Origin of the sequence: Chryseobacterium sp. Bi04 (genome assembly GCF_918698085.1) — a bacterium.
Classification (GTDB): Bacteria; Bacteroidota; Bacteroidia; order Flavobacteriales; family Weeksellaceae; genus Chryseobacterium.
The window spans coordinates 1-15,138 of sequence record NZ_CAKKLP010000008.1; the positions used below are offsets into that span (position 1 = coordinate 1).

At 37.8% G+C, this 15,138-nt stretch carries 13 protein-coding genes; 5 read left to right on the top strand and 8 right to left on the bottom strand.

The window, feature by feature from the left end; all coding sequences use genetic code 11:
- Nucleotides 1-290: hypothetical protein (locus tag LQV47_RS13375; protein WP_354960898.1), on the top strand; the 290-nt coding region annotated here is incomplete at its 5' end.
- Between the two features lie 8 nt (nt 291-298).
- On the top strand, nt 299-1,768 hold the full coding sequence (locus LQV47_RS13380) for a M20/M25/M40 family metallo-hydrolase (protein WP_230037636.1): 1,470 nt from the start codon (nt 299-301) through the stop codon (nt 1,766-1,768).
- 213 nt (nt 1,769-1,981) lie between these two features.
- Here the strand turns inward: LQV47_RS13380 and ilvA are convergent, their stop codons facing one another.
- The 8 genes from ilvA to LQV47_RS13420 all read right to left on the bottom strand — a co-directional run bounded on the left by ilvA (nt 1,982) and on the right by LQV47_RS13420 (nt 12,653).
- Nucleotides 1,982-3,244: a threonine ammonia-lyase gene (ilvA, locus tag LQV47_RS13385; protein ID WP_230037638.1), complete on the bottom strand. Its 1,263-nt coding sequence runs from the start codon at nt 3,242-3,244 to the stop codon at nt 1,982-1,984.
- Between the two features lie 12 nt (nt 3,245-3,256).
- Nucleotides 3,257-4,303 (bottom strand): ketol-acid reductoisomerase, encoded by a 1,047-nt coding sequence (gene ilvC, locus LQV47_RS13390; RefSeq protein WP_230037645.1) that lies wholly within the window; start codon nt 4,301-4,303, stop codon nt 3,257-3,259.
- A 46-nt stretch (nt 4,304-4,349) separates the two neighbouring features.
- Nucleotides 4,350-4,631 carry an ACT domain-containing protein gene (locus LQV47_RS13395; RefSeq protein ID WP_230037647.1) on the bottom strand — a complete coding sequence of 94 codons (282 nt, stop codon included), beginning with the start codon at nt 4,629-4,631 and terminating at the stop codon, nt 4,350-4,352.
- 9 nt (nt 4,632-4,640) lie between these two features.
- Nucleotides 4,641-6,365 (bottom strand): biosynthetic-type acetolactate synthase large subunit, encoded by a 1,725-nt coding sequence (gene ilvB, locus LQV47_RS13400; RefSeq protein WP_230037650.1) that lies wholly within the window; start codon nt 6,363-6,365, stop codon nt 4,641-4,643.
- Between the two features lie 10 nt (nt 6,366-6,375).
- Nucleotides 6,376-8,067, bottom strand: coding sequence for a dihydroxy-acid dehydratase (ilvD, locus tag LQV47_RS13405; protein ID WP_230037652.1), 1,692 nt, complete (start codon nt 8,065-8,067; stop codon nt 6,376-6,378).
- 212 nt (nt 8,068-8,279) lie between these two features.
- A complete protein-coding gene (ilvE, locus tag LQV47_RS13410) occupies nt 8,280-9,152 on the bottom strand; it encodes a branched-chain-amino-acid transaminase (RefSeq protein WP_230037654.1) in 873 nt (290 codons plus the stop codon).
- A 363-nt stretch (nt 9,153-9,515) separates the two neighbouring features.
- Nucleotides 9,516-10,286 (bottom strand): dihydropteroate synthase, encoded by a 771-nt coding sequence (gene folP, locus LQV47_RS13415; RefSeq protein WP_230037992.1) that lies wholly within the window; start codon nt 10,284-10,286, stop codon nt 9,516-9,518.
- Between the two features lie 303 nt (nt 10,287-10,589).
- Entirely contained in the window at nt 10,590-12,653 is a 2,064-nt protein-coding gene (locus LQV47_RS13420) for a hypothetical protein (RefSeq protein ID WP_230037656.1), read from the bottom strand.
- Between the two features lie 378 nt (nt 12,654-13,031).
- Here LQV47_RS13420 and LQV47_RS13425 point away from each other — a divergent pair, with 378 nt between their 5' ends.
- The 3 genes from LQV47_RS13425 to LQV47_RS13435 all read left to right on the top strand — a co-directional run bounded on the left by LQV47_RS13425 (nt 13,032) and on the right by LQV47_RS13435 (nt 15,137).
- The gene (locus tag LQV47_RS13425) at nt 13,032-13,598 is read left to right on the top strand and encodes a DUF1599 domain-containing protein (RefSeq protein WP_230037658.1); all 567 of its coding nucleotides are present in this window, start codon (nt 13,032-13,034) and stop codon (nt 13,596-13,598) included.
- 1 nt (nt 13,599) lies between these two features.
- Nucleotides 13,600-14,709 carry a BT_3928 family protein gene (locus LQV47_RS13430; RefSeq protein WP_230037660.1) on the top strand — a complete coding sequence of 370 codons (1,110 nt, stop codon included), beginning with the start codon at nt 13,600-13,602 and terminating at the stop codon, nt 14,707-14,709.
- Nucleotides 14,710-14,786: 77 nt separating this feature from the next.
- Nucleotides 14,787-15,137, top strand: a complete 351-nt coding sequence (locus LQV47_RS13435; RefSeq protein ID WP_230037662.1) for a TerB family tellurite resistance protein — start codon at nt 14,787-14,789, stop codon at nt 15,135-15,137.
- The last annotated feature ends 1 nt before the right edge of the window (nt 15,138 follow it).

The following is a 15,138-nucleotide window of genomic DNA, read 5'->3' on the forward strand; positions in this document are numbered from 1 at the left end:
TGTATATAAGAGACAGATATATTATATATTATACATTATACATTAATAATAGCATGCAGAAAATCGAAATACAAGCAGAACAGTTTTTTGAATTATTAAAATTAAAAGACACTTCCATGTGGGCCATTTTCTCCCAGATGATGGATGGAAATGAAAAGGAAATTATATTTTTAGATCATGATCATAAAATCCTTTTCAACTATATTTTACCTTCCACTCCTGAGAAGCTGGAAGAAGACAGGATAGAATTTTCAAAACAGTTTTCAGAAAAACTGGGCCAATCTAATTAAAAATTCAGATGAATAAATACTCTATTTTTTCCCTGCTGGGTTTATTTTTATTCAGTATCGGGAATGCTCAGAATTATAAGAAGCCATTGGTTTCTGCCCTTAAAGAAACTGATCTTAAAAAGGATATGTATGAGCTTGCTGCAGACCAGTTCTGGGGACGTGAAGCAGGAACTTTAGATGAATTAAAAGTCTCCATGTGGCTTGCTGACAAAGCTAAGGAAGCAGGAATGAAGCCTGCCGGGGATAACGGAACATTTTTCCAGTTCTTTGATATGTACAGGCATCAGGTTATTCCGCAAAGCAGTTTGAAAATTGGAGATAAAAACCTTAGATTATGGAAAGACTTTTTGGTGGCAGAACCTGTAAATGCATCGGTGGATGCTGAAATTGTGTATGCCGGAAATACAGAGCCTGAAAATCTCTCTACCCTGAATATCAAAGGAAAAGTGCTTGCAGTATATGCTTCGGACAAAAACATAGACAAAGAAATGACCCTTTTTGTAAGAAGATATCCTGGATTTGTACGCACTAAATATTACAATAAAGCTTATGAGCTGGGCGCCAAGGCTATTATTTTCATCACAGATGATATGTCTGAGCAAAGCTGGCCGGAAGTACTTCCTCAAATGACCAGAGGCAGCTACGGAGTGGAAGGCTTAAGAGAAAAAATAAGCCAGAACATTCCTGTGCTATGGATCAAGAGGGAAAATGCAGGCTGGGTAAAAAACAATCCTAACCTCTCATTGAAGCTGATTACGGAAACCTACAAATATCCGTCAGTTAATATCATTGGAAAAATAGACGGGACAGATCCTGTACTTAAAGAGGAATATGTTTTATTGAGCGGACATCAGGATCATGACGGAATCCGGCATCCTGTAAAAAATGATACGATTTATAACGGTGCAGACGACAATGCCAGTACCTGTGTAGCTATGCTGGCCATGGCAAGAGCTTACAAAAAGCAGCCTGGAAAAAGAAGTATTTTATTTGTTTTCCACGGTGGAGAAGAGAGAGGATTATTGGGTTCCAGATGGCACGCCGCACATCCTGTAGTTCCGAAGGAGAAAATAGTAGCCGTACTGAATGGTGATATGATTGGAAGAAATGCTAATGATGAAGCTGCTTTATTAGGAGGAAATGCACCACACAAAAACTCTGAAGAGCTTGTGAAAATGGCAGAGGAGGCCAATAATGAAAGTACAAAATTCCGCTATTTAAAAGATTGGGACTCCCCGAATCATGCAGAGTTTTTCTACTTCAGAAGTGATCATCTTCCTTATGCTAAAATTGGAATTCCTGCGATATTTTTTACCAGTGTACTGCACGACCAGTATCACACTCCGCAGGATGAATCTGAAAACATCAACTATAAAAAGCTTTATAAAATGACTGAATGGATGTACAGAACTTCCTGGAAAGTAGCTAATGAAGCTGAAAGGCCCAAACTAATTTCAAACTTTTCCCTTGAAAGATAAATAACTAAAAGAATTTGTCTCAAAACTAGATGATGTGGGTTGAGGATTCTTCTATATCAAAACCATTTTTCAGACAGGAAAAAAAGAAAAGAGGCCGTTTCACTAGTGGTGAGACGTCCTCTTTTTTTCATCATTGAGTTTTTATACAGGAATAAAAATAAATAGGAAATTCTTTATTTTATATTCCAGAATGCCTGATTGTATTTTTAATAATTAAATAAGAAGATTCATTAAAGACGGATCATTGTTCAGATAATTGACAAAGAAATCGTACTTCTTCATATTATGGAGCAATGGCGTAAAATCTTTTTGCTCTTTCAAAGCAATCCCTACCACAGCTATTCCCTTTTCTTTTGAGTTTTTTTGGGTATACTCAAAAAAGGTAATATCATCATCTGGCCCCAAAACATCGATTACAAAAGTTTTCAATGCACCCGGACGCTGTGGAAATCTGACCAGAAAATAATGTTTTAAGCCGGCATACAACAAAGCTTTTTCTTTGATCTCTTCCATACGGGTGATATCATTATTGCTTCCGCTGATGATGCAGACTACATTTTTCCCTTTTATGTCGTCTTTATATTTTTCCAGTGCTGCTACTGATAAAACTCCGGCAGGTTCTACTACAATGGCATCTTTATTATACAGTGATAATATGGTTTCGCACACCTGCCCCTCATCCACTGTAGCCATATCATATAACACATTCTTACAAAGTTCAAAAGTAAGATCTCCTACCTGCTGTACTGCAGCGCCGTCTACAAAACGGCTTATCTTTTCAAGAAGTACAGGCTTTCCTTTTTCCAGTGCCTTTTTCATACTTGCCGCTGCAGAAGGTTCTACACCAATAATTTTTGTTTGTGGAGAAAGCTCCTGAAATACTGAACAGATCCCTGCAGCCAATCCTCCTCCACCTATCGGAACAAAAAGATAATCTATCGGTTTTGTTGACTGCTTCAGAATCTCAAGTCCCACTGTAGCCTGGCCTTCAATAATCGCCGGATCATCAAAAGGATGAATAAATATTCCGTCATTTTCATTGCAGAACCTCATCGCAGCATCTTTTGCTTCGTCGAAAGTATCGCCGTACAATACAACATCTATATAACTTCCTCCAAACATTTTTACCTGCTCCAGCTTTTGTCCCGGCGTGGGCAACGGCATAAATATCGTTCCCCTTACTTTCATCGTATGACATGCAAAAGCAACTCCCTGAGCATGATTTCCGGCACTCGCACAAACAAGCCCTCTTCCAAGATCTTCCCGGGACATCGTTGCCATTTTATTGTAGGCTCCCCTGATTTTATAAGATCTTACCCTTTGAAGGTCTTCTCTCTTAAAGCTGATATTGGCGTCATAAATGGCTGACAGATTATTATTGTTTACCAAGGGTGTTTTTACAACCACATTTTTCAGTCTTTCCTCCGCTTTATAGACATTCTCCAAAACGGAGGACCCTATTTCCTCTTTCATCATTTTTTCAGTTGTTTAATTGTTTTCAGGTCTCAGGCTTCGGACCGTCTTTCCTGCTTTCCACATTTCACTTTCCCTTAGTTCAGTCAGCTCTACTTCTAATTTTTCTCTGTAGTCCGGCTTACTGTTGCTGTCGATAGACCGCTGTGCTTCATTTCCTTTAGCTACGCTGTCATACAGTTCTTCAAATAAAGGAGAGGTAGCATCTCTAAAACGTTTCCACCAGTCTAATGCTCCTCTTTGGGCTGTAGTACTGCAGTTGGCATACATCCAGTCCATTCCGTTTTCTGCAACCAAAGGCATTAATGACTGGGTTAATTCTTCTACAGTTTCGTTAAATGCTTCGGAAGGGCTGTGTCCGTTTTTTCTTAAAACATCATATTGTGCCGCAAATATTCCCTGTACAGCACCCATCAATGTTCCGCGTTCTCCGGCAAGATCACTGTATACTTCTTTTTTAAAATCGGTTTCAAATAAGTAGCCGCTTCCAATTGCTATTCCAAGGGCAGACACTCTTTCTCTTGCTTTTCCTGTAGCATCCTGATACACAGCAAAACTGCTGTTCAGTCCTCTGTTTTGAAGAAACATTCTTCTCAATGAAGTTCCTGAACCTTTAGGAGCTACTAAGAAAACATCAACATCTTCCGGAGGAACTATTCCTGTACGTTCATTAAAAGTAATTCCGAAACCATGAGAGAAGTACAGTGCTTTTCCTGGGGTAAGATGCTCCTTTACTTTAGGCCAGTATTCTATTTGGGCAGCATCACTCAAAAGGTAACAGATAATACTTCCTTTTTGTAATGCCTCTTCTATTTCAAATAATGTTTCTCCGGGAACAAAACCGTCTGCTACTGCTTTATCCCATGATTTGGAATTTTTTCTTTGCCCTACAATGACATTGATTCCGTTATCTTTCTGATTAAGAGCCTGCCCCGGACCTTGTACTCCGTATCCGATAACCGCTACCACTTCATCTTTTAATACTTTCTGGGCTCTTTCCAACGGAAACTCATTTCTTGTTACTACGTTTTCCTCTACTCCTCCAAAATTCAATTTTGCCATTTTTTTGATATTTATTTGTTATTGATTATGTTGATTTATTGTATGTTTAGCTTGCATATTCTACGACCGACAGATGTGGATTTCTATGATAATGAACTTCCAAAACGTCTACCTGTTTTTCTACCTGCCGGGTAATCTTCTGAACCGATTCTTCTGTTTCTTTGATTACAATGACAAACTTTTTTACCTTATCTATTTCTGAAGGTCCTACATTGAAGGTTACCATAGAAATCCTTCTTCTGGAAAAAATGGCATTGATCCTGCTGATCAGCCCTAAATAATCCTCTGTATACGCGGTAATGGTATATTCTTTATGTTCTGTTTTCATCTCTTTTTATTAAAAATTATTATTCAATACAATCTCTGAAACGCTTTTTCCCTGTGGAATCATTGGAAATACGTTATGTTTCTTTCCTGTCATGACTTCAAGGAGAAAAGCTCCGTCATAGTCAAGCATTTCACGAAGTGCCTCTTTCAGTTCTTCTCTCCGGGACGTCCTTCTTCCGGCAATACCATATCCTTTTGCTACCTGTACAAAATCAGGACTCTGGATATCTACCGATGAATATCTTTCCTGGTGAAATAATTCCTGCCACTGCCTTACCATACCCAGGTAACAGTTATTCAGAATCAGAATTTTGACGTCAGGACGAAACTGCATAATGGTTCCCAGCTCCTGAATATTCATCTGGGCACCTCCATCCCCCATTATAGCAATAACAGGGCGGTTAGTTCCTGCATACGAAGCTCCTACTGCCGCCGGAAGGCAGAACCCCATTGTTCCTAATCCGCCACTTGTGACATTGGTTCGTGAATGCTTGAAATGCGAATACCGGCAGGCGGCCATCTGATGCTGTCCCACATCGGTTACGATTACCGCTTCACCCGCTGTCATTTCGTTGAGACAATGAATAACTTCTCCCATTGTCAGTTCACCTTCTTCAGGATATAATTCATCATTGATCAGGTTATTTTTTTCAATTTCAAAACAGTCTTTAAATCTCTGATGCCACGCCGGGTGCACTCTGCTTTTAATTCGTTCTGTGAGAAGAGGCAGGGTTTCTTTACAGTTTCCGAGGATGGGGACCTCAGCTTTTACATTTTTATTGATCTCTGCTTTATCAATATCCAAATGAATGACCTTAGCCTGCTTTACGTACTGATCCAGCCTTCCGGTAACCCGGTCGTCAAAGCGCATTCCTACTGCAATCAGCACATCACATTCATTAGAAAGTATATTAGGTCCATAATTTCCGTGCATTCCTACCATGCCTACTGCCTGAGGATGGTCTGTAGAAATAGCACTCATCCCTAAAACAGTCCAGGCAACGGGAATTCCTGATTTCTCGGCAAACTCTAAAAACTCTTTCTCTGCTTTTCCCAGTAAAATCCCCTGTCCGGCAATGATAAACGGCTTTTTAGCCTCATTAATCAGAGCTGCTGCTTTTTCAATATTTTCAAGGCAGGGATCAGGATCAGGTTTATAGCTTCTTAATGAATAACATGGAGAATATCCTTTATATATGACGTTCTGTAATTGTGCATTTTTAGTTACATCAATCAGAACCGGTCCCGGACGGCCTGATTTTGCAATATAGAATGCTTTTGCCAGTACTTCGGGAAGTTCATGAGCATCCGTTACCTGATAATTCCATTTGGTAACGGGACTTGTTATATTCATGACATCAATCTCCTGAAAAGCATCTGTTCCCAGAAGGTGCTCAAATACCTGTCCCGTAATACATACGACAGGAGTATTATCCAGTAAGGCATCCGCTAAACCTGTAACAAGATTAGTAGCTCCGGGTCCGCTGGTAGCCAATACTACACCTACTTCTCCTGAAACTCTTGCCAGCCCCTGCGCTGCATGCACTGCTGCCTGCTCATGACGGACCAGGATATGCTCCAACTTTCCCTGATAATCATAAAGCGCATCATAAATAGGAATAATGGCCCCTCCAGGATATCCGAAAACCGTTTTTATACCTTCCTGAATAAATGCTTCAAGTATAATCCGGCTTCCGCTAAGTTCGGTTTCTATTGATAAATTTAAATTCTCCATGATGTTGTGATTATGATATTTCGTCCGTCACACAGCCTTCGGCAGCTGATGATACAGCTAATGCATATTTATAAAGCAGTCCTTTCTTTACTTTAAGGGCTGGTTTTTGCCATCCTTCTTTTCTTTTTTCAATCTCCTCGTCTGAAACTTTGAGCTGTATGGTATTACTTACAGCATCTATTTCGATAAGATCATTATCTTCTACAAAAGCAATCAACCCTCCTTCATGAGCTTCCGGAGTAATATGTCCCACTACAAAACCATGAGTTCCCCCACTGAATCTTCCGTCCGTAATTAAAGCAACACTGCCTCCTAGCCCTGCCCCGATCAAAGCACTGGTAGGTTTCAGCATCTCCGGCATTCCCGGAGCTCCTTTGGGACCTTCATGGCGAATAACAATAACATCACCTTTCTGTACGGTACCATCCTGAATTCCTCTGATCAGATTTTTCTCGCCGTCAAACACCCGGGCTTTTCCTACAAAGCGCTCTCCTTCTTTTCCCGTGATCTTTGCTACACTTCCCTTTTCTGCAAGGTTACCGTACAGTATTCTCAGATGTCCCGTAGCTTTTATAGGTTCAGACAAAGGTTTAATGATCTTCTGTGCAGTAAAATCCAGTGTTGGAACATCTTCCAGGTTTTCAGCTAATGTTTTTCCCGTAACCGTTAAACAATCACCATGCAATAAGCCCTGTTCAAGTAGATATTTCATGACAGCCGGTATTCCCCCGTGATCATGAAGATCCTGCATCAGGTACTTCCCGCTTGGCTTAAGATCTGCCAGCACAGGCGTACAGTCGCTCATTTTTTGAAAATCATCCTGAGTTACGGATACCCCTACACTTTTTGCCATGGCGATAAAATGCAGAACGGCATTGGTACTTCCCCCAAGAATTACAATAAGGCGGAGTGCATTTTCAAAAGCTTTACGGGTCATGATATCCGAAGGCTTAATGTCTTTTTCCAATAATATTTTCAGGTATTTTCCGGCTTCATGACATTCCTTTTGCTTTTCGGTACTTAAAGCGGGATTGGAAGAAGAGTACGGAAGGCTCATCCCCAGTGCTTCTATGGCAGAGGCCATTGTATTGGCAGTATACATTCCGCCGCATGCTCCTGCTCCGGGGCAAGAGTTTTTGATCACTCCATTAAAATCCTCTTCAGAAATTTCTCCGGCAATCTTTTTACCTAAAGCTTCAAAAGCTGAGACAATATTAAGCTGTTCCCCTTTATAACATCCGGGAGCAATCGTTCCTCCATATACCATGATTGACGGCCTGTTGAGCCTTCCCATTGCGATAATAGTTCCGGGCATATTCTTATCACATCCCGGCAATGCAATAAGACCATCGTAATACTGGGCTCCACAAATCGCTTCAATACTGTCTGCAATCACATCTCTGCTTACCAGGGAATAGCGCATTCCATCTGTACCGTTGCTCATCCCGTCACTTACTCCAATGGTGTTGAATATCAATCCTGCCAGTCCATGCTCCCATGTTCCTTCCTTTACTACTTTAGCAAGATCGTTGAGGTGCATATTGCAGGTATTTCCATCGTATCCCATACTCGCAATTCCGATCTGGGCTTTCTGCATATCATTTTCTGTAAAGCCTATTCCGTAAAGCATTGCTTTTGCTGCGGGCTGTTCGCTGTTTTGTGTGAATGTTTTTGAATATTTATTTAACATATTATCCTGCATTTGCTATTTTTCTTATTTCTTTACAATTCTATTTTCTGGCATCCTGTTCCTTTCCTCCATCAGAATTCATAGATTATGTTTTTACTTAATTTTGGTCCAAAACTACAGTTTGTAATATCGTTTTCATTTTCAACTGTTCGGAAAACTACAATATTCAACTGTTCGGAAACAGACACATCTTATTAATAATCAGATATTTAAATTCTAAAAATTTACAATGACAGAACTCTTACTCTTTTCAAATATGCCTGCTGTACCTTTTCACTTGCCGTATCTTTCCAGTTTTTGGTGAAAGGGACATCATCCAATGAATCCAAAGCAGCAATTTCTGCAGCTGTACCGCAGAAAAAACCGGCATCAGCACCACGCATTTCTTCAGGTTTAAAAAATGTTTCCCGTACAGGAATATCGAGTTCATTACAGATCTCCATTACGGTTTGTCTTGTAATCCCCGGAAGAATACTTCCTTTGGCCGGAGTAAATAATATTCCGTCTTTTTCATAGAAAACATTGGCTCCCGAGCTTTCGGCAACATTGCCGTTTTCATCCAATACCAGGGCTTCATCATAGCCTTTATCTTTAGCATCCTGACAAGCCAGAATAGAGTTTACATAATGACCTCCAACTTTAGCTTCTACCTTGAAAGCTTTGGGATTCGGGCGTTGAAATTCTGAAGTCATGATTTTCATTTTATCTGCCAGATAACCGTTATTCCACTCCCAGGCTAATAGAGACAGATAAGATTTTTTACCTTTTGAAAGAGACATATTGGGAGAGCAGGTAACCAACGGACGAATGTAAGCGTCTGAAAATCCGTTCCGTTCTAAAAGTTCGTAGGTGAGATCGATAAGCTGTTCTACGGAATAATCAAACGGAATATGCATGAGTTCAGCTGATCTTTTTAATCTTTCGTAGTGCTCTTTTGCTTTAAAAATCCTGGTCCCTTGGTCTGTATTGTAGGATTTAATTCCTTCAAAAACAGAATATCCGTAGTGAAGTGATTGTCCGTAAAGATCCATTCCTGCGTCTTTCGCTTTCATGAATTTTCCGTCAAAATAGATGACGGTGCCGTCGTTATAATACATGTTATAGAGGTTTAAAAATTAACAAATGGGAATAAAAAAAGCCCTCTCACGCTGTGAGAGGGCTCATATATGTACAGTCATACATTTCCTTCTCACAGACGCAAGGGAATAATAATGACGATAATAATTACTGCTAATAACTGATACATACTTTGTACAATAAAAAGTTAAAATAAAAAAAGCCGTTTCAAATGAAACGGCTTGTATATAATATAAATTAAAATCTATTTTAAAATGCCGTTTCCTTACTGTTGTTAATGACAACAGCAATAATAGAAATGACAATAATATTTTTCTGATTCGTAAAATTCATGTTGCAAATGTATAAACTTTTTAATTCCTCACAAGTTTTTTTAACACTTTTTATTTTTTTTGTAAAAATTGCATGAGGGTTTCCTTTGCCTCAGCCACATCATGAACCCTTAGAATCTTGGCCCCCTGTTCCAGTACTTTCATGTGAAGCTTCTGTGTTTCTTCATTGATATCCAATGGGGATTTACCAAGCGGTTTATAGATAAATGATTTCCTGGAAATCCCTATCAATAAAGGAAATTTTTGAAACCCAAGATATTCAACCTCATTAATCATTTTCATCTGATCTTCCACTGTTTTTCCAAAACCAAAACCAGGGTCAAGAATAATATCACTGACCCCTTTTTCCAGGAGCTCATTAACCTTTTCTGAAAAATACCGGTTGACCTCCAGTGTTATGTCTTCAAACCTGTTTTTATGATGCATCGTTTCATAAGACGGATTGACATGCATCAGAATATAAGGAAGCTTTGTCTCCGCAGCGGTATCAAACATTTTTTCATCATACTGACCTCCTGAAATATCATTGATCATATCAATGCCTTCATTAAAACCAAACTTTACCGTTTCTGCATAAAATGTATCAAGGGAAACCAATGCTTCAGGAAATTCTTTTTTAATCTGAGAGATTATATTTCCAATCCTGTTTATTTCCTCTTTACTGCTCAGAAATTCAGCATTCGGGCGTGTTGATTGCGGGCCAACATCTATAATTTCAGCTCCTTCTTTCAACAGTTTTCCGGCATGCTCCAATGCAGATTTTTCACTACTGAACCGTCCTCCATCAGAAAAAGAATCCGGTGTCAGGTTCAGGATTCCCATGATCTTTGGAGTATCCAGCTGTACTAACCGACCGTTACAGTTTATTGAGTAAGTTTGAGCGTTTACAGGTCGAGGTGTTTGTGAATCTGAAAGCATAGCGTAATTGGATGATAAATGGTTTTGTATGCTGCAAAATTAGGGAGTTAATAGGTATTTTCGCTGAATATTTACAAAAAATAGTAGAATAGAAATATATTTTAATTGGCATATAGATAGCCGATACCCATCAACATCATAAAAATGCTGAAAAGGTACCGGTTATAAGAAACTTATATTACATATCAATTATCTCTTTATCAAAGTCTAATCAAAATTAGTTTCAGCATTGTTATATGTACTTACTTTTGCTGTTGCTTCAGGGGTTAGAAGAATGTAGCCCGCAGCCGGAGTATTGGTTTTTATAGACAATATATTGTGGCTGATCATCCCTAAAATCAGTCTGTCACTATTGTTTGAAACCATAATAACAGGTTCCGATTCAGAGGTTTTTAAAATGCAGTTATTGATTGTAAAAAACTGGGCATTGTCGATATAAAGACCCTGGCGGGATTTTACATTGTCTATAAAAATATGGTATCCGTTGATATGTGTTCTTCCGATCTCCCCTCCTGAAATATGAATGTTAGATCCTACTACTGTATAGGGCAGGCTTAGTAGTCCATTAATATTTGAATTTTTGATAACAACATCTGAGGAATTACTGTTATATAAAAAATCAGAAATAATTGTAGAGTTTTCTATAATCATTTGTTTGTAATGGGTGATGGTATTAAAATAATAAAAAGAAGATTCTTTAATTGAAATCTTATTAAATTGAGTTGAAACCGGTGATTGAAATTCAATTTTAGAAGCTGGTGCATTAATTTTTGACAGATTAACCTCACCTGTCCCCCAAAATAACAGATTCCCCCCTTCAATTATTCCTCCATTAAGTACAAATTTACTTTTTAAAGGATACTGATCTTTAGCAAATTCCATAATACCATGAAATACAGGCTGATCCTGAAAAGCACCTCCAATATGAAGATTATTTACAGTAACCGTATTATTGTTATTGTAACTTGCCCTTATCCCTTTTTTCAACAATACTTTACTTGCAGCTGTTTTAATCTTCAGATTATCAATATATAATTCCGTATTAAAAGTTTGAAGAGCAGAACTGTCAAAAGTTAGATCTCTCGTTCCTCTATCGCTGATATCAATATCCAAGTTGCTGATATAGGCATCACCGGTAGCTTCAAACCACATGGCTCCACTGGGATTTCTCGATTCAAATTTATTGCTGTTATTTATAATTTGGATATTATTAGCAAAAAACTTAGAGTTTCTGTCTGAGCAGACAGCAGATGAACCATAATTTTCAACTTTTATATTATCAATATAGTATTCACCATAAGTGACAATAGCACCATAGGACCAGTGCTGCATACCATTATAGGTTTGTTTGTTGGCTATTGTCCACCTACTAGGATGATTTGGATCTGGATTTTGATTTTGATTATTAGCATTGGTAATATTTTCTAAAAAAGTATCCGGCAAATACCCACAATCTTTCAGTTCAATATTGGAAACATATGTCCTTCCTCCTGTGGTAGTTCCATTATCAAGACTGTGATATACATGGAACGGTTTCAATGAAGTATTTTCAAAATAAGAATTTTCTATATATATACTTCCAACAGAAAAAATCGTTATAGCGGACATTCCGTGGATATTAATAGCTTTAAAGTTATTTATTTCCACTTTAGAAGTTGGATCTATGTGTTCGAAAATAAAAACATCACCTAAATTGGGAATTAAAGGTAAAATGGTAGGAGTAGGTGGATTAAGATCTTGAGCACCCATTTTCCATTTCTCAAGTCCTGTTTTATATGTTCCTCTTCCTCCATCAATAAAAATGTTTTCAAATACCATATTTTTATTGACCGTAATTTCCCAGCCACAATCTGAGTCATAATTATCATTTAGCCGAAAATTAAAGTTGATAAAACTAAAATTGTCAACTTCCTGAGTAATTTTGTTGAGTAAATGATAGGTTAGCCCATTACCATCAATGGTATACCCCATGGATGATATTTTCATCATTTTAGAGATAGCAGGACTATCGTCATTAATACCATCGCAGAAAGGATTGAAAATCTTTGCATGTAATACTTTAGTGTTTACCATTACTCTTTTGTAGAAAAAAGTCCCTTTTTTTCTATAAATAATCTGGTCTACTTTAGCATCAGTCATTGGTGATCCATCTTCCCAAACTAATGTCTTTTTAAAATTGACATTTTCATTTGAGAAGCTGTCTACAAGTATTACTACATCATCTGTTGGATAACTGCTTCCAGGAGAGAAAAAATCTTCTGTGTAAATCATAATTTTGTTTTTTTGGTTGTTACTGTTATCAATTCTTGTAAGAGATTGTAAGCAAAAGTAGGCGGGCATAGCGACAAATCTCGACGTATTAAAATTCTGTTTTATGAAGACATGAGATGTAGAGATTTGAGACATGAGACAGTCAAGGTATTAACTGTAGGTTTTGTATTGATATAGGAGGTGCAAGAACCAAGAGACAAGAACTAAGAGACAAGATGCAAGATATAAGATTTCAGATATAAGAGGGAGAATATTTACTGTTAAACCTTATCACCCGCATCCCGGACCCCGAATCTCATACCGTACCCAACAAACTCTCTTATCAAAAATTCTGCTACCTAAAAGCGAATTCGTATATTTGGAAGATTAAGAAAATTTATGCTAAAAACGTCAGTACAATTCGAGAAAGTTATCAGTCAGTGTCGTGATCTTTTCGGTAAAAAATTACAGGATTATGGTGCCGCATGGAGGGTTTTGAGACCGAGCTCCATTACGGATCAGATTTATATCAAAGTCAACAGAATCCGTACGCTTCAGATGACCGATAAAAAAATGGTGGATGAGAGTGAGGAAGATGAATTTATTGCTATTGTAAATTATTCTATTATAGGCCTTATTCAGCTTGAGAAGGGTCTTTCCAATGATTTTAACGAAAATAAAGAAGAAATTCTTGGTCTGTACGACAAATATGCCAATGAAGCCAAGGCATTAATGGAAAGAAAGAATCATGATTATGGTGAGGCATGGAGAGATATGAGGATCTCTTCGATTACAGATTTAATTTATCAAAAAGTACTGAGAACTAAACAGATTGAGGATAATCAGGGGAAAACCATCGTTTCTGAAGGGTTGGACGCCAATTATTTCGATATGCTGAACTATGCCGTTTTCTGTCTGATCAAGTTCTCTGAACAAGAAAAACAATTCGAACCCAAAACTATTTAATATGATCAAAGGTTTATTACGTTTTATTATTGCAGTCATTTTTATCCTTTCCGGCTTTGTAAAAGCTGTGGATCTGGTAGGTTTTTCTTTCAAAATGGAAGAATATTTCTCGCCTGTTGTTTTCAATATGCCATTTTTTGAAAAATTTGCACTGCTGTTTTCAATCATCGTTGTTGTACTGGAGCTTTTCCTTGGGTTTATGCTTCTGCTTAAATTAAAGCTTAAATTAACCTTATTTTTACTGATAGCACTTTGTGTATTCTTTGGATTCCTCACCTTTTATTCCGCCTATTTCAATGTAGTAACGGATTGTGGATGCTTTGGAGATGCCATTAAGTTTACACCATGGCAGAGCTTCTTTAAGGATGTTGCCCTTTTGGTAGGACTGATTATCTTATTTGTCCTGTACAGAAAAGAATTCCGTAAAAAAGATGAGTATAGCAGTACTCCACAGAAGAATTCGGGAAAATTCAGATACATTATTCTGGGCGTTTTTTCTTTGGTTATGATTTACATTATGGCACAGGGGATTATGCATGAGCCGATCATTGATTTCCGTGATTATAAGGTGGGAACCGATCTGAAAGCCGAAAAAGAAAAAATCAACAAAAACCCATCTGAATATAAGACTTTTTATTCTCTGAAAAACCAGAAAACCGGTGAGGTCTTAAAGGTAAATCAGGATGATTATATTAAAGAAACTAAATACTGGGCAGAAGGTTCTCCATGGAAAATAGAGGAAGGAAAAAATGAATCTGTTCTGGTAAAAGAAGGCTATAAATCTGAAATCGTTAAATTTAAAATTGAAGATCCTACTGGCATGGAGCTTACTGAGGAGATCATTAAAGCACCAAAGGCTATTTTAGTATTTTCTTACCATCCAAAAGAGGTTTCTGCAGGTCTTCTTCAGAAAGTGGAAGCTAAAGTAAATGCTGAAAAAGGAGTTCTTATCTATGGCGTTTCAACGGATCAGAATACCTTTAAAACTATTAAAAATGCAATGATGGACGGAACCGCTATCAAAACAATTGCAAGAAGCAATCCTTTTGTACTGATCCTGAAAAACGGAAAAATAGTAAACAAAATCCCAGCAAAAGATTATATACAATAAAATATAAATGATAAGCGATACATGACAACTGATCATTATCAACGATCACCTTTAAACACTAAAATATTCAACAACACATGCAAAAATCAAATAAATCTATCGCCGGATATCACTTATTAATGATCCTTTCTTCTGTAGACGGAGAGTTTGCTCCTGAGGAAGGAATGCTTGTACAGCAATATCTGGCCGATGAATTTCCATTCAGAATGAACCTGGACAACGAGCTTGATACTCTTGCTCTTTTGCAGCCTGAGGAATGGAAAGATCACTTTGAATTCCATGGAAGATGCTTCCTTGATGATTCTACCGAAGAGGAGCGACTAAAGTTTGTTCAGTTTGCAAAATCATTGATCAAAGCAGACAATAAGGTAACAGAAGAAGAGCATACCTTCTATGTCCTTCTGAAAAATTTATGGGGATTGTCTTAAA